Annotated in this window: 19 protein-coding genes and 1 riboswitch; of the genes, 1 reads left to right on the top strand and 18 read right to left on the bottom strand. The window is 55.9% G+C overall.

From position 1 onward, the window contains the following. Window positions 1–5 precede the first annotated feature (5 nt). The 18 genes from brnQ to ACFWUB_RS10905 all read right to left on the bottom strand — a co-directional run bounded on the left by brnQ (window position 6) and on the right by ACFWUB_RS10905 (window position 19,319). Window positions 6–1,340, bottom strand: a complete 1,335-nt coding sequence (gene brnQ / locus ACFWUB_RS10990) for a branched-chain amino acid transport system II carrier protein (protein ID WP_292298824.1) — start codon at window positions 1,338–1,340, stop codon at window positions 6–8. A gap of 190 nt (window positions 1,341–1,530) precedes the next feature. Then, window positions 1,531–2,610, bottom strand: a complete 1,080-nt coding sequence (locus ACFWUB_RS10985; protein WP_302681106.1) for a pyridoxal phosphate-dependent aminotransferase — start codon at window positions 2,608–2,610, stop codon at window positions 1,531–1,533. A gap of 4 nt (window positions 2,611–2,614) precedes the next feature. Further along, the gene (locus ACFWUB_RS10980) at window positions 2,615–3,475 is read right to left on the bottom strand and encodes a GHMP kinase (RefSeq protein ID WP_416183970.1); all 861 of its coding nucleotides are present in this window, start codon (window positions 3,473–3,475) and stop codon (window positions 2,615–2,617) included. Beyond that, window positions 3,466–4,425 carry an adenosylcobinamide-phosphate synthase CbiB gene (gene cbiB / locus ACFWUB_RS10975; protein ID WP_292261646.1) on the bottom strand — a complete coding sequence of 320 codons (960 nt, stop codon included), beginning with the start codon at window positions 4,423–4,425 and terminating at the stop codon, window positions 3,466–3,468. Before cbiB ends, ACFWUB_RS10980 begins: the two co-directional genes overlap by 10 nt. After that, complete coding sequence (locus ACFWUB_RS10970) at window positions 4,422–5,951, bottom strand: cobyric acid synthase (protein ID WP_370857276.1); 1,530 nt, start codon at window positions 5,949–5,951, stop codon at window positions 4,422–4,424. Before ACFWUB_RS10970 ends, cbiB begins: the two co-directional genes overlap by 4 nt. A gap of 259 nt (window positions 5,952–6,210) precedes the next feature. Beyond that, the gene (gene htpX, locus ACFWUB_RS10965) at window positions 6,211–7,065 is read right to left on the bottom strand and encodes a zinc metalloprotease HtpX (protein WP_292298819.1); all 855 of its coding nucleotides are present in this window, start codon (window positions 7,063–7,065) and stop codon (window positions 6,211–6,213) included. 165 nt (window positions 7,066–7,230) lie between these two features. Next, window positions 7,231–8,487: an RNA-guided endonuclease InsQ/TnpB family protein gene (locus ACFWUB_RS10960; protein ID WP_416183969.1), complete on the bottom strand. Its 1,257-nt coding sequence runs from the start codon at window positions 8,485–8,487 to the stop codon at window positions 7,231–7,233. A gap of 168 nt (window positions 8,488–8,655) precedes the next feature. Further along, window positions 8,656–9,201: a hypothetical protein gene (locus ACFWUB_RS10955; protein WP_302681051.1), complete on the bottom strand. Its 546-nt coding sequence runs from the start codon at window positions 9,199–9,201 to the stop codon at window positions 8,656–8,658. A gap of 13 nt (window positions 9,202–9,214) precedes the next feature. Continuing rightward, window positions 9,215–9,841: a site-2 protease family protein gene (locus ACFWUB_RS10950; RefSeq protein ID WP_020311877.1), complete on the bottom strand. Its 627-nt coding sequence runs from the start codon at window positions 9,839–9,841 to the stop codon at window positions 9,215–9,217. A 163-nt stretch (window positions 9,842–10,004) separates the two neighbouring features. After that, entirely contained in the window at window positions 10,005–10,625 is a 621-nt protein-coding gene (locus tag ACFWUB_RS10945; RefSeq protein WP_020311065.1) for a cyclodeaminase/cyclohydrolase family protein, read from the bottom strand. 1 nt (window position 10,626) lies between these two features. Further along, a complete protein-coding gene (locus ACFWUB_RS10940) occupies window positions 10,627–12,306 on the bottom strand; it encodes a formate--tetrahydrofolate ligase (RefSeq protein ID WP_020311066.1) in 1,680 nt (559 codons plus the stop codon). Between the two features lie 52 nt (window positions 12,307–12,358). Then, window positions 12,359–12,436: riboswitch (ZMP/ZTP riboswitch) on the bottom strand. 53 nt (window positions 12,437–12,489) lie between these two features. After that, entirely contained in the window at window positions 12,490–13,998 is a 1,509-nt protein-coding gene (locus ACFWUB_RS10935; RefSeq protein ID WP_302681056.1) for a phosphomannomutase/phosphoglucomutase, read from the bottom strand. Between the two features lie 63 nt (window positions 13,999–14,061). Further along, window positions 14,062–14,982: a transketolase family protein gene (locus ACFWUB_RS10930; protein ID WP_299723699.1), complete on the bottom strand. Its 921-nt coding sequence runs from the start codon at window positions 14,980–14,982 to the stop codon at window positions 14,062–14,064. Then, window positions 14,982–15,800: a transketolase gene (locus ACFWUB_RS10925; RefSeq protein ID WP_416183968.1), complete on the bottom strand. Its 819-nt coding sequence runs from the start codon at window positions 15,798–15,800 to the stop codon at window positions 14,982–14,984. The genes ACFWUB_RS10930 and ACFWUB_RS10925 overlap by 1 nt, the downstream gene beginning before the upstream one ends. Before the next feature lie 400 nt (window positions 15,801–16,200). Next, the gene (locus ACFWUB_RS10920; protein WP_416183967.1) at window positions 16,201–17,016 is read right to left on the bottom strand and encodes a Cof-type HAD-IIB family hydrolase; all 816 of its coding nucleotides are present in this window, start codon (window positions 17,014–17,016) and stop codon (window positions 16,201–16,203) included. Further along, window positions 17,013–18,365 carry an MATE family efflux transporter gene (locus ACFWUB_RS10915; RefSeq protein WP_416183966.1) on the bottom strand — a complete coding sequence of 451 codons (1,353 nt, stop codon included), beginning with the start codon at window positions 18,363–18,365 and terminating at the stop codon, window positions 17,013–17,015. The genes ACFWUB_RS10920 and ACFWUB_RS10915 overlap by 4 nt, the downstream gene beginning before the upstream one ends. Before the next feature lie 3 nt (window positions 18,366–18,368). After that, window positions 18,369–18,854 (bottom strand): hypothetical protein, encoded by a 486-nt coding sequence (locus tag ACFWUB_RS10910; protein ID WP_302681060.1) that lies wholly within the window; start codon window positions 18,852–18,854, stop codon window positions 18,369–18,371. A gap of 12 nt (window positions 18,855–18,866) precedes the next feature. Continuing rightward, on the bottom strand, window positions 18,867–19,319 hold the full coding sequence (locus ACFWUB_RS10905; protein ID WP_292260297.1) for an RrF2 family transcriptional regulator: 453 nt from the start codon (window positions 19,317–19,319) through the stop codon (window positions 18,867–18,869). Window positions 19,320–19,475: 156 nt separating this feature from the next. Here ACFWUB_RS10905 and ACFWUB_RS10900 point away from each other — a divergent pair, with 156 nt between their 5' ends. Beyond that, a complete protein-coding gene (locus tag ACFWUB_RS10900) occupies window positions 19,476–21,080 on the top strand; it encodes a peptide chain release factor 3 (protein ID WP_020311075.1) in 1,605 nt (534 codons plus the stop codon). Window positions 21,081–21,123: the final 43 nt, after the last annotated feature.

The raw sequence follows: 21,123 nt of genomic DNA, 5'->3' as shown, positions 1-21,123 counted from the left end.
CAACCTTACTGACTCGCTTTATTTGAAGAAACAGCAGCTTTCCAGAGCAGCCCGATGATGAAGCCGACAATGGTGAAGCTGATCCAGCCCATGCCCAGGGTGTGGAGCGGCACCATCGTATTGAAGATGTTGTCAATAGGCCCTAAGGAAATCTTAGCGGTCTGGAGGCCCGTAACTAAAGCCGGAATCAAGGTCAGGCCGATGGTCCAGGCATATACGCACTGCCGTCCATCATACAAGTTGTTGAGGAAAGTCAGGATGATGATAGCGACGACGAGCGGATAAATGAACATCAAGACGGGAATTGCGGCGACGATAATCGTCTTCAAGCCGAACATGGCGACGAAGAAAGAAATGACCGTGAAGATGGTGACCCATTTCTTATAGCCGATGTTGCCGACGAGTTCATTGAAATACGTAGCGCACGACGTAATCAAACCGATAGACGTCGATAAGCAGGCCAGAAGTACGATGACGGCCAGGATGACAGCCCCAACGTTGCCAAAGAGGATCATAGCGCTCTTGGAGAGGACCGGTGCGCCCGTTTCCTGGATACCGAAAGCAGCGACGCTGTCGGCACCGATCTTGGCGATGAAAATGTAGACGAAAGCCAAGCAGCCTACGGCAATCAGGCCGGCTTTAAAGACTTCTTTCGTAATAGCTGCCGGTTCCGTAGCGCCATCTTCCATGACAAATTCAATGACCAAGATGGCGAATACCAGTGATGCAATCGCATCCATCGTGTTGTAGCCATCGAGAACGCCCTGTACCGCAGCGATGCTAGCCGTCGCATAAGCAGCCGTCGGGTCTTGCGGCGAGCCGAGGGGCGTAATGAAGGATTTGGCAATGAGCAGCAAAATCGTCAGCAGCAGGGCCGGCGTCAAAATCTTGCCGATGCGGTCGACCAGTTTCTGCGGCGATACAGACAGCCAGAAAGAAATGACGAAGAACAGGACCAAGAAGCCCGTCATGATCAGGTCACTGCCACCGCTCTGCAAGAACGGACGGACGGCGATTTCATAAGATACACTGCCTGTACGAGGGATAGCGAAGAACGGTCCGATTGTCAGATAACAGATGACGGTAAAAAAGAGACCGTATGCCGGATGGACGCGGCCAGCCAGTTCCTGCAAGTTCTTACAGCCTGAATAGCCCATAGCCAGAACACCGGCCAGCGGCAGGCCGACACCGGTGACGACGAAGCCCAGGACAGCCCACCAGACATTCGATCCGGCAGCCTGGCCCATGGCAGCCGGAAAGATCAAGTTCCCAGCACCAAAGAACAGCGCGAACAACATTAAGCCGATAGCAATCGTTCTGTTTCCTTTATTTTCTCCCATATGACACTCCTCCTATCTTTGTAAAATTTTAGATTTTGTCAAGAAATCATAAGGACAGAAAATGAAATAAATTAAATAGTTTAATTTGTGACTTCATTTTATCATAAAAAGGAAAAAAAATCATGAATTTTTCGCAAGTTTAATCTAATTCTAATGCTTCTCTAATCTTCCTTTAATATTTTAGTGAAAATCAGAACTTACTTAATTTTTCCCGCATTTTTTCCACGAATCTTTCATTTTCAAAACGAGGCCGCACGGCATTGCGCCCGTATGCCGCCGTCAGGCCCGGATAATTGGCACAATCGCGGATTAAAATCCCGTCAGCCCGCAAGGCGTCTGCCAGGTCTGCCGTCCGCTTCCCTTCTCCCGTAAGGCGCCAGAAGATAAAATTGACACAAGGCCGATAGACGTGAAGACCCGGCAGGGCCGTCATCTGTTCGTAGAGCCAGTCTTTCTCCTGCTGGACCAATTGGCGCGAAGCCTGCTGATAGGCCCGGTCCCGGAGTCCGGCGACGCCGGCATACTGAGCCAGGACATTGACATTCCAGCCGTCTTTATGCCCCTCCATGAGGCCGCGCCGCAGCGGCGACGTGACACCAAAGCCCAGGCGCAGGCCCGGCAGAGCGTAGAATTTCGTCAGCGACCGGATGACGAACAGGTTATCCCGGTCCCCGGCCTGGTCCAGGACGGAATAGGCTTCGTCAGAGGGAAGGAAATCGAGGAACGATTCATCGACGAGGATATCTGTTCCCTTGCGGGCGCCGACTTCGGCCAGGGCCAGGACTTCATCGGCCGTCGCCAGGGTGCCCGTAGGATTGTTGGGATTGCCGATGACGATGCAGTCCACCTGGCCGCAGGCCCGGCGCAGCCCTTCCCAGGGAAAGGCAAAGTCGTCGTCTTCTTTCAGGTACTCATAGCCGATAACGGCCCCAACAGCCCGTGCCGCCCGTTCGTATTCACTGAAGGAAGGGACAGGCAGCAGGACCCGCTGAGGCCGGAAAGTATGCATATAGAGATAAAAAAGTTCGGCTGCGCCATTGCCCAGCAGGATAGTCCCGCCTGGTACGCTGTAAGCCCCTTCTAAGGCCTGGCGAAGCGCCGTCCCGGCCGGATCCGGATAATGGACGACGGCGTCGAGATGAGCCGCCAGGGCCTGGCGGATGCTCTCCGGCAGGCCGAGGGGATTGATATTGGCACTGAAGTCCAGCCACGGACCGCCATCCGGTGCGGGCTGATAGACATTGCCGCCATGTTCAAATCGTTTTATCATGGAATCACCTGTTTTCTATGGAAATACCGCCGCTGCGCAAATGGACCGTTTCTGTATAGGTCCACTGCGAAAACTGCTGGCTCAGGGAGGCAATGACCCCCTCCCTGTCCGCCTGACTGGCAGACTGGCAGAAAAAGACGCCGGCCACGGTCCCGCTGTGGGCTACGTTGACGCCGGCGACAACCGGATGACGGCGGGCGGCCCGGAGAAAGGCCGGAAAAGCCGGTTTCGGCAGCCAGGACTGATTGGCCAGGGCACTGAGGGTCGCCGCCTGTCCGATCTGGCGGTCTGTCAGCGACGACGACAAGAGCTGCCAGCCCAGGAAGAGAGCCGCCGCATCAGGCCGGGCACGGTCTGGCCGGGCCTGATGGAAAGCGACGGTATCGACGGTCCCGCCGGCATCGAAAATGGCAATAGCTAAGGGTGGTACGTGCGGAAAGACATGGAGGAGCTCCCCCGTTTCCGGCTGTATCACTGCCAGGCCCTGACAAAAAACGCCGTCTGTCGGCTCGATGGAAGCCGCCAGACGGCCAATGTCCCCTTCGGAAAGATGCACCTGGTTCACGGCTGCTACGGCTGCCAGGACAGCGCAGATATCGGCCGAACTGGAAGCCATGCCCTTGCCGGGAGGCAATTCCGACGTCAGGAAAAAATCATGAGCCAGGCTGTCGCACCGGCAATAGACCTGTCCCAGCGCCAGGGCACGGCGTGCCTTGGCCCCGCCGCCGACGAGCCGTCCCGTCCCGGGGCGGACGACGACGGTACTGTAGCGGTCGATGGGACACGTAACCAGGAAGGGCCTTCCCTGCCAGAAGCCCTGCATCACTTCCCCGCACGAACCGGGAACGCGGACAATCAGCTCCATAAGCCGTAGAGCCCTAAATGAAGGAGCGCCGTAATGACACCGGCTGCCAGGGATACGCTGTACATGAGATACGTGGCCTTGCGGATATACTGCGGTTCCAGTTCATGGTCGGCATCGCCCATATATTCGCGGAATGTATCCTTGCCGAAATAACGGTTATGACCGCCTAAACGGATGCCCAAGGCCCCGGCTACGGTCGCTTCGGCATAGCCGCCGTTCGGGCTGGGATGCTTGGAGGCATCGCGGCGCATGATGCGCCAGGCCCCTTTGGCATCATAGCCCAGGCAGGCGGCAGCCGCAATGAACAGCAGGGCGCAGATCCGGGCCGGGATGTAGTTGAGGACGTCGTCGACGCGGGCTGCAACGCGGCCGAAATAGATGTATTTGTCGTTTTTATAGCCAATCATGGAATCGAGGGTATTGGCCGCCCGATAGACGACAGCCAGGGGCAGGCCGCCGATGGCAAAGAAGAACAGCGGCGACACGATGCCGTCAATGGTATTTTCGGCAATCGTTTCCACTGTAGCCCGCGTCACTTCCGGGCTGTCGAGATGGTCCGTATCGCGGCCGACGATTTTGCCGACCTTCAGCTGGGCAATGCGCAGATGATGACGGACGAGATAGCGATAGACTTCCCGACCGGCCTTGGCCAGGCTGCGGGGGCAGATCATGAAGGATAAGAGGATGCCCTGGATGATATAACTCCAATGTTCGTTAGGTAAAAATTCCAAGGCCAGGACCAGGGCCAGGGTGATGTTGTAGACAAACAACAGGGTAATGACGACAGTCAGCCCGCCTAAGATGAAATGTTCCCATTTCGTCGATTTCTCATTATAGAACAGCCGTTCGAGCAGACTGATCCAGCGCCCGATGAGGGCGACGGGATGCAGTTTCGTATGGGGATCGCCAATGATGAAATCTACGATAAAAGCGGTGAGTACAGTAATCATTTTATTCCTTCTTCCATAATCTGCCGCAGGCGCTTCATGTCCAGAGATTCCCGGACGATCCGGGCCAGGCGGTCGTATTTCGCTTCTTTTTCCTGCCGGTAGTGCAGCGTCACCGGCATGGGCTGCCATCCCCTGCGGATCCGCAGGGCATTGAGGAATTGGCGGCGGAACGCGTCGTTATCAAAGATGCCGTGGATATAAGTTCCCCAGGCCAGGCCATCTTTACGGGCGGCACCGGCCAGACTTTCACAGGGTTCTCCAGAACGGCTGGTGACGACAAAGGGATACGTATCGCTGCCATCCCGCTCGGTCCGGCCCATGTGGATTTCATAGCCCGTCAGGCCCTTCGCTTGCAGGATGGTTCCGGCAAAAGGCAGGTCGCGGCAGTCAGCCGTCACCTGCGACGTCAATTTATGCGATACGAAGGTCGTCGTCACACCCAGGAGGTGCAGGCCTTCGACGCGGCCCAGTTGGGACTCGGTCTGATCCGGGTCGCAGACAGCCTGGCCCATCATCTGATAGCCGCCGCAGATGCCGATGACGGGCTTCCCTTGGCTGATGAAATGCTGTAAAGCCCGGTCCCAGCCTTGTTCCAGGAGGAAACACAAGTCTTCTGTCGTATTCTTGCTGCCCGGCAGGATGACGGCATCGGCGCCGGCCAGGTCGCGGGGATGGCGGGCATAGTACAGGGCGACGTCGTCTTCGCGGGCCAGGCTGTCGAAATCGGTGAAGTTGGAAATCTTAGGCACCTGGACGACGGCGATAGATACCTTATCAGCTTCTGGCCGCTGTTCCCTATCATCGAGGGATACAGAATCCTCTTCATCGATGCCCAGGTCATCGACATAGGGCACGACGCCCAGGACGGGTTTGCCCGTCTTTTTTTCCAAAAAGTCGATGGCCGGCGTGAACAGCGATACGTCACCGCGGAATTTATTAATGACCAGGCCTTTGACCAGGTCCCGTTCATCCGGGTCGAGCAGTTCCAGCGTGCCGACTAAGGCAGCCAGCGAGCCGCCGCGGTCGATATCGGCCACTAAGAGTACGGGCGCGCCGAGGTATTTAGCAACGCGCATGTTGACGATATCATGGTCCTTCAGGTTGATTTCTGCCGGGCTGCCGGCCCCTTCGATGACCAGCGTGTCGTAAGCCCTATCCAGTTCGCCCAGGGCCCGTTTGACGGCGTCGAAAGCCTGGAGCGCATAGCCTTTATGATATTCCCGGGCTGACATGTTGCCTACAGGACGACCGTCGATGATGACCTGTGAGCAGGCATTGCCTGTGGGCTTCAGCAGGACGGGATTCATGGCCACCATGGGCAGCAGGCCGGCCGCTTCGGCCTGGGCGACCTGGGCCCGGCCCATTTCCCGGCCATCGGCAGTAACATAGGAATTCAAAGCCATGTTCTGGGCCTTGAAAGGGACGACCCGTTTCCCTTCTTGTAAGAAAATGCGGCACAAAGCCGTCGTAATGATGCTCTTGCCGACATGGGAACTCGTCCCCTGCAGCATGATATATTCTGCCAACCAGCGTTCCTCCTCACGGTTACATTCTATTACAATATTTTTATTATATCTTGTCTGACGGAAAATGCAATAGAAAAAGGCTTGTCGCATGTACGACAAGCCTTTTTCTGTAGGGGTCGCCCAAAGGGCGACCCGCCATGATAAAGGAAGCAGGCGGGCCGCCTAGCTATAGCTGTCCGTTTTGGCAACCATCTTGCGCCTCCCATCGGTCGGCACCTGACGGGCCAAAAAGGCTTAGGACGGCCCCTACGGTAAAACATTAATCATGTAATTCTTTGTCCAGTTCTTCCAGCCGTTCGATACGTTTTTCTGTCGGCGGATGGGTACTGAAGAGGTTGGCAATGGCACTGCCGGCACCGGCAAAGGGGTTGATGATGCACATGTGAGCCGTCGCCTTCGTCGCACCGGGCAGGGCGTAATGATGAGCGTAGTTATCGATCTTCGCCAGGGCTCTAGCCAGGGCGATGGGGTCGTCGATCATGCGGCCCCCTTCTTCGTCGGCCATATATTCCCGCGTCCGGGAAATGCCGAGCTGGATGATAGACGCCGCCAGGGGCGCTACGATAGCCGTCACCAAGAGGGCTACAGGATTGCCTTCCCCGTCATCGTCGCGGCCGCCGCCGAAGATGGCAGCCCACTGGGCGATGTTGGCAATCATGCCGATGGCGCTGGCAAAGCAGGCCACGATAGTGCTGATGAGGATATCCCGATGCAGGATATGGCTCATTTCATGGGCCAGGACACCGCGGATTTCATCTTCGTCAAGAAGGTCCAGGATCCCAGCCGTCGCAGCGACAGCTGCATGGGACGGGCTGCGGCCCGTAGCGAAGGCATTGGGTACTTCCGTCGGGATGATGTAGACCTTGGGCATAGGCAGGTCCGCCCGCTGAGCCAGGTCGGCGACGATGCGGTACAGGTAGTGGTCTTCTCCGACTTCCTGTGCCCGATAGGCTTTCAGGACCATAGTATCACTGAACCAGTAGGAAATGAAGTTCATCGCCGTAGCGATGAGGAACATGACCATGACGCCGATGCGGCCGCCGATGAGGCCGCCGATGGCCATGAGGATACCCGCCAGGGCCGTCATGAGAAATACGGTTTTTACACGATTCATAAAATCAACTCCTATCAAGAAGCTAAAAGTCAAAAGGTAAAATTCGTTACACTCTCATTATATACGGTCTTATGTTCGTTGTCAATATGGTTGTCATTGAACCTCTCCCGCTTATAGAAGCGGGAGATTCTTGAGAAGGTTGCTTGTTTAAGTTTCCTCCTGAAATCAGGATAGCCTTATTCTCAAAGGGCTGTCCAAAAGCCCCTTACACAGTCCCTCGAAATCGAAGTTCTGCTTACTTTTACGAAGTATGTTGGCGGCTCCGTTGATATCGGCATTGGCCGTCCTTCCATCAGCAAAGCGGTACAGGCCGCGCCGGACTCGTTGTCCACTGAACGTTCCTGTATAGGGGGTATCCGGCTGGTATACGGGAATGTCGTCTAAATCCAGGCAGCTGGCCTGAGAGGTATACGATTCTTCCTGTTCCATATAGCTTATCCCGTAACGTTCACACAGGTATTTCAAGGTACTACGCAGATAGCTCAAATTGATTTGGGTGAAATGCTGATTCGTCACTTTACCCAGCTTTAGTCCTCGTTTGAAATCCCGGTTATAGCCGCAGACAAGGGTCCCTATCTGATGGTCAATGCAAAAATCGAGGATATAGCGGGCTGTCTTGCGAAGGATGTCCTGCATCCGGAAATTACGTTTCTGCGCTAACTGACAGAGCTGGTTCGTCGTCTTCTGGCCCTGCTTGACGGCAATGCTTTGGAGTCTGGCTTTGCGTTTGTTCCAATACTGGTTGATAGATTTGAGTTTACGGCCGTCCATGAAGAACGACGTCCCCGTATTGGTGACGCAGGCGGCCAGATTTTCCAGGCCCAAGTCGATAGCCAGGACACGGTCTGGCGAAGCTTTCACCGGCTCTGGGTCCTCTAGGTAACAATACTGAATCTTGAAATACCGTCCGCCATACATGGGACAGATGCGGACTTCTTGAATCGTCTTCTCCTTCAGCCTGTCGGGAACAGGAATCCGAATCCGATGGCCGTTATGGATTTTCGCATATTTCCGGCTCATCGGCACTGTCAGGAACCCATTCTTGATGTTGATAGCGTTCGTCGACAAGACGAGATGGAACCATCCCCCTTTTTCACGATAGTGCGGCAGGCGGACATCTTTCGACTGATAGTCACCTACCTTGACTTTCTGCAAAAGCCCGAAAAAGGACCGAAAACTGCGGTCGGCTATTTTCAATATCTGCTGGGCTACACCGGCCTGCAACAAGCCATAGTTTTCATTTTCCTTGCAAATGGGGTAATTTTCTTCGTACCGCAAGAATTGATGGGTATCGAAGTAATGCTGCCGAATCGTATAGACCGCTACATTGTACAGGTTATTGCTGTATTGGCACATCTCCCGGAGCATCGTATAGTCTTGTTTCGCCAAGCCACGGATGACATTCGATTGCGTCAAGTACATCTGGGATTCACCTCCTCTGTCATCTTTCATTATACCCTAGCCAAGGTGAAAAGGCTAAGACAGAAAAGACATAGGGGGGATTTTGCAGGCATCGAACCTGCGAAATCCATTGCCATTCATCCCCTACCTAAGAGGAAGGAATCTTCTGGCAAAACTGGGATAAAGAGGTTACTTCAATATCTTGTTATTGTAGCGCCGGATGTAGACGATATATTGCCCTTTCGCGTCTTTCTGGCCGTCAAAGGCGACAGTGATCGACACGTCATCCTGGGTCCATTCGACTTCTTTATCACTCTGTTTGACTGGGAAGTTTTCCATATTGGAATAAATTGTCGCTACCAGGCGGGAATAAATGCTCTTGGCTATCGCCTTGTCAGTCGTCTTAAAGTAATTATCGAAAGCCAGGACCTTGCCCTTGGCCGACGTATCGGCCGAGAAGATTTCGATGCCTTCCGTAACGGATACGTTCTTGACGACCGACGTCCGTTCAGCCCGTTCCGTAAAAGATACCGTGCTGCCGTAGAAAGTCCAGTCGGGCAGGATGGAGAAATTGGCATCGAAATCAGCCCGGGGCATACCGAGATAGACCGTCTGATACGCCGTGAGCGGGCTTTCGGCGATTTCATCGACAGACTGGTTGTAGTCAAAAGCACCGGCCGGGGTCGCCAATGCCGCCCATAACAGGGCTGCTGCCATTAATTTTTTACAGGTCATGAGAATTCCTCCTTTACAGGAATGGCGTCAAGATCAAGCTGAACAAGGCGAAGACCAGACGCTGCAAGGGAATGAGGATATACGTGAAAAAAGGCGTCATCATCAGGGCGATGAGGATGAGGAAGCTGTAGCGTTCGAGGCTGGCCAGCTTATAGTTCCACGACGTCGGCAGGAAACACATGAGGACCCGCGAGCCGTCGAGAGGCGGCAAGGGAATCATGTTGAAGATGGCAAAGTTGACGTTGTACAAGACGATGAGGTGAAGGACCATGGGCAGGGCCGTCGTCGTAAAGAGATGGAGCTTGACAAAGATGACTTCAATGACCAAGGCGACGAAAGCCGTGATCAGGTTGGACACGGGACCAGCCAGGGATACACAGATTTCCCCTTTCCGCCAGTTCCGGAAATTGCCGACTTGGATCGTAACCGGCTTGGCCCAGCCGAACTGGGCGACGAGCAGCATGATCAGGCCGACCGGGTCGATATGAGCCACGGGGTTCAACGTAAGGCGCCCCATCAGACGCGGCGTATCATCGCCCATCCAGTCTGCCACCTGGGCATGGGCGTATTCATGGATGACCATGGCGATGAGCAGGCCGGGAATCCCGGCAATAATAGAAAGTATATTAAAATCGAACATAGAATTCTCCTTTCGTTAATATTTCTATTATACGGTATCTAGGAGAAGATAACAAGATGTGGCTAGGGGCTAGGGATTAGGGGCTAGGGGCTAGGGGTCAGGGGTTAGCCGCTGACTGCTGAGTGCTAAAAAAGGCGCTGTCTTCATGCGACAGCGCCTTTTTTCACCGCTTCCGGTATTCATATTCTACGTTTTGTTCGACGATGGCCGCTTTTTCTTCGATTTCGCGGATTTCGTTGATCATCTTCGTCACGAAGGTTTCATCCTTGATGGATTTCAGGTTGATGCGGACGCTGTAAAAAGCCGAGCGCATGGCTGCCCTGGCGTTCATGGTGGCAATGACGCCGTCCGTGATGACCCAGGCGTTGCCGTAGCGGACGACTTGTTCCGCCAGCTGGAGGAGGACGAAGATGTCCTTGCCCAGTTCAAAGGGCGACAGGGCCGCATCCTTAAAGGCCTGCTGGACCTTGGCCGCCCGGTCCGGCGTATCCTTGGGCAGGCGGACGGCGCGGATGACGCCATCGAAGGCCGCCGCGTCTTCAGCGATGCCGTCGAGGTAACGCTGGCGAAGGCCGTGAGCCTTATCGCGGATGGATACCATGAGTTTCTCGATTTCATCGTAGCCCTTCTTGCCGATGGTCAGGTTGGCGACCATCTCTACGAGCGCTGCTGCCGAAGCAGCGGTCATAGCGGCGATGCCGCCGCCGCCGGGAACGGGTTCCTTGGAAGCCGTGACTTCCAGGAGCCCGTCGAGGGGCATGGATTGGAATTGTGCAAAATCCATCTTAGAACAATCCCGTAATGATGCCATTTTCGTCGATGTCCATGCGGTTGGCAGCCGGTACTTTCGGCAGGCCCGGCATGGTCATGATATTGCTCGTCTGGCAGACGATGAAGCCCGCACCGGTGCAGACGCGGACGTCTTTGACCGTGACCTTGAAGCCCTTCGGTGCCCCCAGGAGCGCCGGGTTATCGGACAGGGAATACTGCGTCTTGGCCACGCAAATCGGCATTTTATCGAGGCCAAAGGCTTCCAGTTCCTTGATCTGTTTCTGAGCGTTGCCTTCAAAGAGGACGCCGTCGCCGCCGTAGACTTTCTTGACGATAGTTTCCAGTTTTTCAGGAATCGAAGCGTTGACGTCGTAGAGCGGTTTGTACGGGGTCTTCGGCTGCTGCAGCAGTTTCAGGACTTTTTCGCCCATTTCGACGCCGCCTTTGCCGCCTTCGGCCCAGCAGTTGTTGAGGGCGACTTCGACGCCGTAATCTTCGCAGAGTTTCCGCAGCGTAGCGATTTCTTCATCTGTATCGCTGATGAATTTATTGATGCCTACGACGACGGGTACGTCGAAGAGGCGCATATTTTCGATGTGTTTGGCCAGGTTGGCAAAGCCCTTCTTCAAGGCTTCGACATTTTCTTCCTGCAAGTTCTTCTTGTCGACGCCACCGTGCATCTTCAGGGCACGGACAGTCGCAACGATGACGACGGCATCGGGTTTGATACCGGCGAAACGGCATTTGATGTCCATGAATTTTTCAGCACCCAGGTCGGCACCGAAACCGGCTTCCGTAACGGCGATATCGCCCATCTTCATAGCCAGTTTGGTTGCGACGACGGAGTTGCAGCCGTGGGCGATGTTGGCGAAGGGACCGCCGTGGACCAAGGCCGGCGTATGTTCGATGGTCTGGACTAAATTCGGCTTGATGGCATCTTTCATGAGGATGGCCATGGCGCCTTCGACGCCGAGCTGACGGGCTTTGACCAGATTGCCGTCCAGGTCATAGGCCACGGTGATGTCGCCCATGCGCTTCTTGAGGTCCATGAGGTCGCTGGCCAGGCAAAGGGCTGCCATGATTTCCGAAGCGACAGTGATCATGAAATGGTCTTCCCGCGGGAAGCCGCAGACTTTGCCGCCCATGCCGACGACGACGTTGCGCAAAGCCCGGTCGTTCATATCCATGACGCGTTTCCAGATGATGCGGCGCACATCGATGCGCAGGGCGTTGCCCTGATGGACATGGTTGTCGATGGCTGCGGCCAAGAGGTTGTTGGCTGCCGTAATGGCGTGCATGTCACCGGTGAAGTGCAGGTTGATATCTTCCATGGGCAGGACCTGGGAATAGCCGCCGCCAGCAGCGCCGCCTTTGATGCCGAAGACCGGTCCCAGGGACGGTTCGCGCAGGGCGACGACAGCCTTATGGCCCATGTAGTTCAGTGCCTGAGCCAGGCCGATAGTGGTCAAGGTCTTGCCTTCGCCAGCCGGTGTCGGCGTGATGGCCGTGACCAGGACCAGTTTCCCGTCTTCATTCTTCGACAGGCGCTTGATGGCGTCAAAAGAAATCTTTGCTTTATATTTTCCGTAGAGTTCCAAGTCATCATCGGTGAGGCCGACTTGTTTTGCAATGGCCGTAATCGGTTCCAATTTCGTCTGCTGTGCAATTTCGATATCGCTCAATACCTTTGCCATAGTAGTTGTCACTCCTGTTCTTTTCTTTGCATAAAAAAAGGCCGCTCCGCTGGAAGGTTGCCCAGACGGTCGGCTTCAAGAAATCATGCTCCCCGTGGTAACTCCACTTCCGTCAGTCACATGATTATGGCTTCATTATACAAAAAAAGAACCCTCTGGTCAAGGGTTCTTTTTCAGGACATCTTACTGGATCACGCTGGTATCGAGGTGTTCAAAGCCCGTGAGCAGGCCTTTCACCTGATTGGCGATCTGCTGGCAGCCGCCTTTTTCCCTGCTTTCGATGTTCAGCGGCATGTTCGGGTCGTGGAGGGACATGCGCAGCAGGGCCCAGCCGTTAGGGAATACGAGGCGCACGCCTTCATAGGACGGCTTGGCGATGGCAAGACCCGCTTGAGCAGCCCGTTCTTCAAACTGTTTAAGTACGTCAGCGCCGTAGGCCTGGACGTCGTCTGTGCCGGTGATTTTCAGGCGGAATTCGACGCCTTCCGCAGGATGGCCCAATTTGGCAATGAGGTCGCCGAGCTGTTTGCCTTCCTTCTTGGCTTTCGTCGCAGCGATGAGCAGTTTGACGGCCAGGTACGCGCCGTCGTCGAGGTAGTAGTTTTCACTCAGCGCGCCGTGGCCGGATGTTTCAATGGCCAGCGGCGAAACGGTGCCGGCCTTGTTGAGGCGGATACATTCGTCGATGACATTCTTATAGCCCCGCATATAGCGGTGATGGACCAGGTGGAGTTCATCCTGGAGGAACGTCGTCAATTCGTCGGATGTGACCGAGTCGGTGACGATAGTGCTGCCGGGATAATCAGGCGCCAAGATGGCGGCCATCATGGCGATGAGGGCGTTGCGGTTGATTTCTTCCCCATCGGGCAGGACAGCGCTCATGCGGTCCACGTCGGTGTCGAAAATGAGGCCCAAGTCGGCTTTGTTGTCGAGGACGGCCTTGCGGATAGAGGCCATGGCATCGGCATTTTCCGGGTTGGGGATATGGTTGGGGAACATGCCATCCGGTTCGAGGAACTGGCTGCCCGTCGTATCGGCGCCGAGTTCCGCCAGGACCTTAGTGGCAAAGAAACCGCCGCTGCCGTTGCCGGCGTCGACGACGATATGCATCCCTTCCAGAGGACGGTCGTACATGCCGGAGCAGAGGCCGGCACAAATCTTACGGCGCAGGTGCAGGGCGTAGAGGTCGATCAGGTCCAGCGAGGCAATGGCAGCCGACGATACGGCCATGGCCGACGACTGGGAAGCCAGGGTCAGGACTTCTTTGACTTCGCTCTTTTCCAGGCCGCCGTCGACGGTAAAGAATTTCAGACCATTGCGGTTATAGGGCAAATGGCTGGCTGTAATCATGATGGAGCCATCCATGTGGGTATCTTCAAAAATGATGGACATGAACATGGCCGGCGTCGAAGCCAGACCGCAGTCCGTGACGTGGACGCCCTGACCGAGGAGGCCGCCGAATACGGCTTCTTTCATCATGCCCGCCGACACGCGGGAATCGTGGCCGACGGCAATGCGCAGGTCACTCGTCTGTTTATTCAGCTTCTTGGCTAAAAACTTGGCAAATCCAGCGGCAATGCGGTTGACCGCTTCCGGGACCAAGGTGACGTCTTCACCGGGAACGCCGGCGATGGCGACGCCGCGGACGTCACTGCCATTCTGTAATTTCATCATCGCTTCTGTAGTTATCATGTAAGGATGTTTCCTTTCTTCGATTTAGCGGACAGCGTCCGCTGCCTCTTATCATACTGAAAATCAGGCCAAAAGGCAAGCATCGACAATGGCTTCTGCCGTCAGGCCGTACTTTTTCAAGAGGTCTCCGGCCTTGCCGGATTCACCGAAACAATCCTGGATGCCGACGTAAGCCTGGCGCGTCGGACAGCGGCGCGACAAGGTTTCTGCTACGGCGCCGCCCAGGCCGCCGATGACGCTGTGTTCTTCGGCTGTGACGACGAAGCCCGTCTTCCTGGCTGCAGCGACGACCAGGTCTTCGTCGAGCGGTTTGATGGCGGCCATGTCGATGACCATGACCTGACGGCCCCGATTGGCCAGGATATCGGCTGCTTTCAGGGCTTCCTGGACCATGAGGCCCGTGGCGATGACGGCGGCATCACAGCCGTCGCGCAGGACCGTCCCCTTCCCCCACTGGAAGGGACAGCCCGATTGATAGACGTCGTCGACTTTGGCCCGGCCCATGCGCACGTAGACCGGCCCGTCATGAGCGACAGCCGCCCGGATGACAGCTTCCGTTTCGGCGCCGTCAGCCGGACAGACGACGGTCATATTCGGCAGACTGCGCATGATGGCCATGTCTTCAACGGACTGATGGGTCGCCCCGTCTTCGCCGACACTGAGGCCGGCGTGGGTCGCGCAGATCTTGACGTTGAGCTTTGGCAGGCAGATGGAGTTGCGAATCTGTTCAAAGGCCCGACCCGTGCCGAAGACAGCAAAGGTACTGGCCAGGGGAATCTTGCCGCAAGCGGCGAAGCCCGCTGCCGTGCCCATCATATCCTGTTCCGAAATGCCCATATCGAAATAGCGTTCCGGCGCTACCTTTTTAAAAGCAATCGACCGCGTCGACGAACCGAGGTCGGCGTCGAGGACGACAATCCTTGGATTTTTATACAATTCCGTTTCTAAGAGATGCCCGTAGGCATCGCGCGTTGCCCTTGCCATCAGCCTTCGCCCCCTAATTCACGTAACGCCCGTTCACATTCTTCTTTCGTCGGCGCCTTGCCATGCCAGGACACGGCATTTTCCATGAACGATACGCCTTTGCCCTTGACGGTCTGGGCGATGATGACCGTCGGCTTCCCTTTTGCGGCCTGCGCCTGGTGCAGTGCAGCGCCGATGGCGTCGTAATCGTGGCCGTCGATTTCCAGGGCGTTCCAGCGGAAGGCCCGGAATTTGTCGGCAATGGGCATGACGTCCATAACGTCTTCATTGGACCCGTCGATCTGCAGTCCGTTATGGTCGATGAACAGGGTCAGGTTGTCCAGTTTATACTGAGCTGCCGACATAGCCGCTTCCCAGATCTGGCCTTCTTCGATTTCGCCGTCGCCGGCGATGACGTAGACCCGCCAGTCCGCCCCGTCCAGCTTGGCCGTCATGGCCATGCCGTTGGCAGCCGACAAGCCCTGTCCCAGGGATCCCGTCGTCATGTCGATGCCCGGCGTCGTATTCATGTCGGGATTGCCCTGGAGCATGGCGCCGCACTGGCGCAGGTGCCACAATTCATCTTCCGGGAAAAAGCCCCGTTCGGCCAGCGTCGCATACAGAGCCGGTACGGTATGGCCCTTGGAGAGGACGAAACGGTCCCGGTCCGGCCAGTGAGGCCGCTTGGGATCGATCCGCATGACATCGAAATACAAGACTTGCAGCATATCGACGATGGACAAAGAGCCACCGGGATGACCGGACTGGGCCAGGGTGACCATCTTGACGATATCCTGCCGCACGTGAGCCGCATGACGGCTCAATTCTTTGCTATCCATGAGAAAGCCCCCTTTTGCCTTCCATTATAGCACAAAAGAGGCTGCCCGGCGGCAGCCTCTTTTGTGAGTTTGAAGTTTGCAGTTTGTAGTGGATGGTCATAAACTTGAAACCATCTTCTACAAACTCCGTACTACAAACTATAAAGAGAAATGGGCCTGCATGATGGCAAAAAGCTTCGTGCAACAGTCTCTTTTAAGTGGCTAGTGTTTAGTGGATGGCTTTAGATGTAAATGCCCATTGGCTCTCTTCATAGGAGAGCTGTCAGCACAGCTGACTGAGAGGTTCAACCTCTCCGGCCCTGCGGGCCACCTCTCCTATCAGGAGAGGCTTACGGTCTGCGACCTGCGGCCGCGGCCTTCGCAGTTCAGTTTCTTACGAGCCACGAGCCACGAGCCACGCTCACAACACATACTTCTCGATGGCTTCGGCGACGGCGCCTTCGTTATTGGTGGCGTCGGTGACGACGTCGCAGTATCGGCGGATGACGGGGTTGAGGTTATGGACGCCGACGGAAAGGCCGGCGGCCTTCAGCATGTCGATGTCGTTGATGTTGTCGCCAATGGCCATGGTTTCTTCATGGGCTACACCGAGGATATCTGCCAATTTCCACAGGCCCGCCCCTTTATTGACGCCTTTGTGCATGAATTCGATATAGCGGTTGCTGGAGAAGCTGACCGTAATGTCGTCCAGCAAGGGGCGGATTTCAGCGTGTATCTGCTGTAAATAGTCGTAATCCGTATTGGTCACGATGAGCTTGCAGACTTCTTCTTTGCCGCGGATGAAATCGAGGTCCTCCGCTTCGACAGGCACGTAGCCCATGCGGCCGTGGAGGAAGGCTTCTTCGTCGGGCGTAATATTCGTGATGTAGACGACATCACGCGTATAGATATGCATACATTGACCATAGGTACAGCAGCGGCGGAAAATCCGGTCGGCCAGGTCAAAGGGGATCGGGTCCCAGAAGAGGGAGCGGCTGCCCTTGTTTTCCGTAATATTGGCGCCGTTGAAGCCGATAACATACTGGTCCGCCTGGTCGTAGAGGCCCAGAGTCCTCAGGACGCCTTCGATGGAACGGAAGCCCCGGCCCGTACAGGGCACGAATTTCACGCCTTTGGCAATGGCTGCCGTAATGGCTTCGATATTGCGCCGGCAAATCGTCGCGTCGCTGCTGAGCAGCGTTTCATCCATATCACAAGCAATGATCTTATACTTCATGTCGTCTCCTTTTCTTTCGTAACGGCTGGGGCATAGTGGTCGTAAATCTTCCAGGCTGCCAGTGCTGCCAGACATTCAAAGATCCAGAAGGCGTGCCACACGCCGTCCGGTCCATAAACGCGGCAGAGGAGCCACGCCGCCGGCAGGCTGATGACGACGTAGCGCAGCAGGGTGATGGCAAAGGACGGATTGCCCTTCCCCAGCCCTTCCAGGGCGCCAGACGCCGTAATAGACAAGGCCGACGGTACGAATCCCCAGGCAATGATGCCCAGGGCCGACGCACCGGCTGCGATGGTTTCCTCACGGGACGTGAACCAGCCCATGAGGACGTCCGGTACGGCCAGGCAGATGACCAGGCCTGCCGCCATGACCAGGCCGTTGAGGAACAGCGTCGTCCGATAAATGCGGCGCACGCGGCCCAGTTCCCCAGCTCCGTAATTATAGCCGATCAGCGGCCGCACACCTTGAATGATACCATTTGTCGGCATAGAAAGAAAGGTCTGGAGCTTATAATAGACGCCGAGGATGAAAATATACGTCGGCGAAAAAGGCGCCAGGAGATGGTTCAGGGCGACGAGGAAGACCGACGACAGGCCCATGTTGAGGGCCGCCGGGATGCCGATGCCATAGAGCCGTTTATCGAGTTCGATGTCCCAGTGGAGATGGCGGCGGCAAACTTCGACCCGCAGCGGCCGCCAATGACAGACCACGGCATAGAAGAGGAGGTTCACCGTCTGGCCCAGGCCCGTCGCCCAGGCCGCGCCTTCAATCCCCATGGCCGGAATCGGTCCCAGTCCAAAGATGAGGATCGGGTCGCCGATGATATTGACCAGGCAGCCCAGGGACAAGCCGGCCATGGTGACCTGCATGCGGCCGACGGCCTGGAACATCTTTTCATAGACCAGGTCGACGCTGAGGATCGTAGAAAAGGCAAAGACGATGACGGCATAGCGCAGGCCCAGGTCGATGAGTCCCGCGTCCTGCGTAAAAGCCCGCAAAAAAGACGGCACAGCCCAGATACAGCCTGCCGTCATGACCAGACCATGGATGACAGCCAGGAAGACACCGTGTGTCGCAGCCACATCGGCCGTCCCCTTCTGACCGGCACCGAGGCAGATGGAAATAATGGCATTGAGGCCGACGCCAAAGCCGATGCAGACGGCATTGACGAAGTTCTGCATGGGAAAGACCAGGGCCACGGCCGTCATGGCCTGTTCGCTGATCATGGCGACGAACAGGCTGTCGACGATATTATAGAGCGAATTGACGATCATCGACACGACGGCCGGCAGGGCCATGGAAGCGATGAGCGGCAAAATCGCCCGTTCTTTCATAAACGATTCGTCCATACGTCACCTTCTGCGGCGGTCTCGCAGCCAGCGCCAGAGGGCCGCTGCGCCCTTGATGACCAGGTAGAGGATGAAGATATTCACTAACAGGCCGAGGATATCGGCACCCCAGCCCAGGGAACCCCAGCCGAAGAGATGGCTGAGCATACTGCCCAGGAACATGCCGCCAGCAAAGAGGCCGATACCGCGCATGACGCTGCCCAGGCGGGACGAAGACGTCGTCCGGCTGGCATTGGCCTGAGCCGTTTCAGCCTTGCGGGCCTGCGTCTGCCCATTCGGTTTCGTATTGCCCAGGCTGGGCGCTTCATTTTTCGTCGTCCCCGTTTTCGGTGTCACATTCTTAGGCGCCGGGGCCGGCAGCGATTTCGGCGCCGATACGCGGGCACCGCCACCACCTTTGGCGGCCTGTACGGAAGACGGGACAGCCGGCAGGGCCAGGGCCGTCCACAAAGCAAAGACACAAACGGCGATAAAAGTCGTTTTTTTCATAAATAGGCTCCTTTATAACAAATTGTGCGACGGATCCGACCCTTTCAAAACGGCCGGTCCCCCATGGGGAAACATGATGTCATATAGATTCAATGTCGACAGATAATCGGCCAGCTTGCCCTGCACCCCGGCCAGGGCTTCGTGGACGTCACAGAAACCATAGCGGTGATGGTACGGGCACTGGAAATCGCCGTCCAGGCAGCTGGTGATCATGTTTTCCCGTTCCATGACGTTGATGATGTCCATGAGGGTAATGCCGTGCAAATCCCGTGTCAGGCGGCATCCGCCCTGGGCGCCGCGGATGATTTCGATGAACCCGGCCCGTTCGAGTTTCTTGGAAATCTTGTAGGCGAACTGCCGGGGGACGAGCTGTTCGTCGCTGATTTCCCGTATATTTTTCAGCTGTAAATCAGCCAGGGATCGTAAAATGCGGATGGCATAGTCTGTTTCTCTGGTAATAATCACGATGTAAGACGCTCCTTCTCATTCTGTATAGATTAAGTCTATTATAACGTGAAATGACGAGAAATGCCAGTCGTAAATGCCTTGCGGTTACCAGAAAAACCCGATATAATAAATAGTGTTTGCATGTTTTAGCTTTAACTACAGATGAGGTGTACTATGTCATTAATCGATGAAGTAAATAATCGCCGTACTTTTGCCATCATCTCCCACCCTGATGCCGGCAAGACGACGTTGACTGAAAAATTACTGCTCTACGGAGGTGCCATCCACCTGGCCGGTTCCGTCAAGGCCCGCAAGACGGCGAAACATGCCGTTTCGGACTGGATGGAAATTGAAAAACAGCGTGGTATCTCCGTCACCAGTTCGGTCCTCCAGTTCGACTACGAAGGCCATCATATCAATATCCTCGACACGCCGGGCCATCAGGACTTCAGTGAAGATACGTACCGGACCCTCATGGCTGCCGACAGCGCCGTCATGCTCATCGACGTCGCCAAAGGCGTCGAAGCCCAGACGAAGAAGCTCTTCCGCGTCTGTAAAGAACGGGGCATCCCCATTTTCACCTTCGTCAACAAGATCGACCACTTCGGCCGCAACCCCTTTGACCTCATGGATGAAATCGAAGACATCCTGGGCATCCACGCCTACCCCATGAACTGGCCTATCGGCCTGAATGGCAACTACCAGGGCATCTACGACCGGGCTTCGTCGTCTATCGAACTCTTTGAAAAAGACACGACCCACGGCCAGCGCAAGCTGGCATCGACCAAGGGCTCGGCAGACGACCCGATTTTCAAAGAACTCCTCGACGAAGACGTCCACCAGGGCCTCATCGACGACATCGAGCTCCTCGATGAAGCGGGCGACGAATTCGACATGGAAAAAGTCAAGCGCGGCGAACTGACGCCGATGTTCTTCGGCTCGGCTATGACCAACTTCGGCGTCAAGCCCTTCCTGGAAGAATTCCTGCGCATGGCTCCGAAGCCGCAGCCGCGCAAATGCCTGGAAGGCGTCGTCGAACCGACATCGGACCAGTTCACGTCGTTCGTCTTCAAGATCCAGGCCAACATGAACCCTCAGCATCACGACCGCATCGTCTTCATGCGCATCTGCTCGGGCAAGTTTGAAAAAGGCATGACCGTCACACACCGCCAGTCCGGCAAGACCCTGCGCCTCATGCAGCCTCAGCAGTTCCTGGCAACGGAACGGACCATCGTCGAAGACGCCTATCCGGGAGACATCATCGGCGTCTTCGATAACGGCACCATGGGCGTCGGCGACACCCTCTATTCGGGCAAGAAGAAAGTCACCTTCAAGGACTTCCCGACCTTCCCGCCGGAACTCTTCGCCCGCATCCGCGCCAAGGATTCGATGAAGCGCAAACAGTTCCTCAAGGGCATGACCCAGCTGGCTCAGGAAGGGGCCGTCCAGATTTATGAAAACCTGGGCTCCATGGAAAGCTACATCGTCGGTGCCGTCGGGCAACTCCAGTTCGAAGTCCTGGAATACCGCCTGAAACACGAATACGGCGTCGACCTGGAAATGAACCGCCTGCCCTACACCGTCGCCCGCTGGATCCAGACCAACGGCCACGACTACAAAGAACTGAAGAACATCGACAGCGCCATGATCGTCAAGGACCATAAACAGCGCGTCGTCCTGCTCATCGCCAACGAATGGCAGACCAACTGGATCGTCGAACGGAACCCGGAATTCACATTCTGCACCACACCGGACCAGTTGAAAATAGAAGAAGAGTAGAAAAAAGGCTTGTCGCGTGCGACAAGCCTTTTTAAGTGGTTAG

The sequence above is a fragment of the Megasphaera sp. genome (assembly GCF_047831605.1).
GTDB lineage: Bacteria > Bacillota > Negativicutes > Veillonellales > Megasphaeraceae > Megasphaera > Megasphaera intestinihominis.
This window is presented reverse-complemented; position numbering and strand designations above follow the sequence as displayed.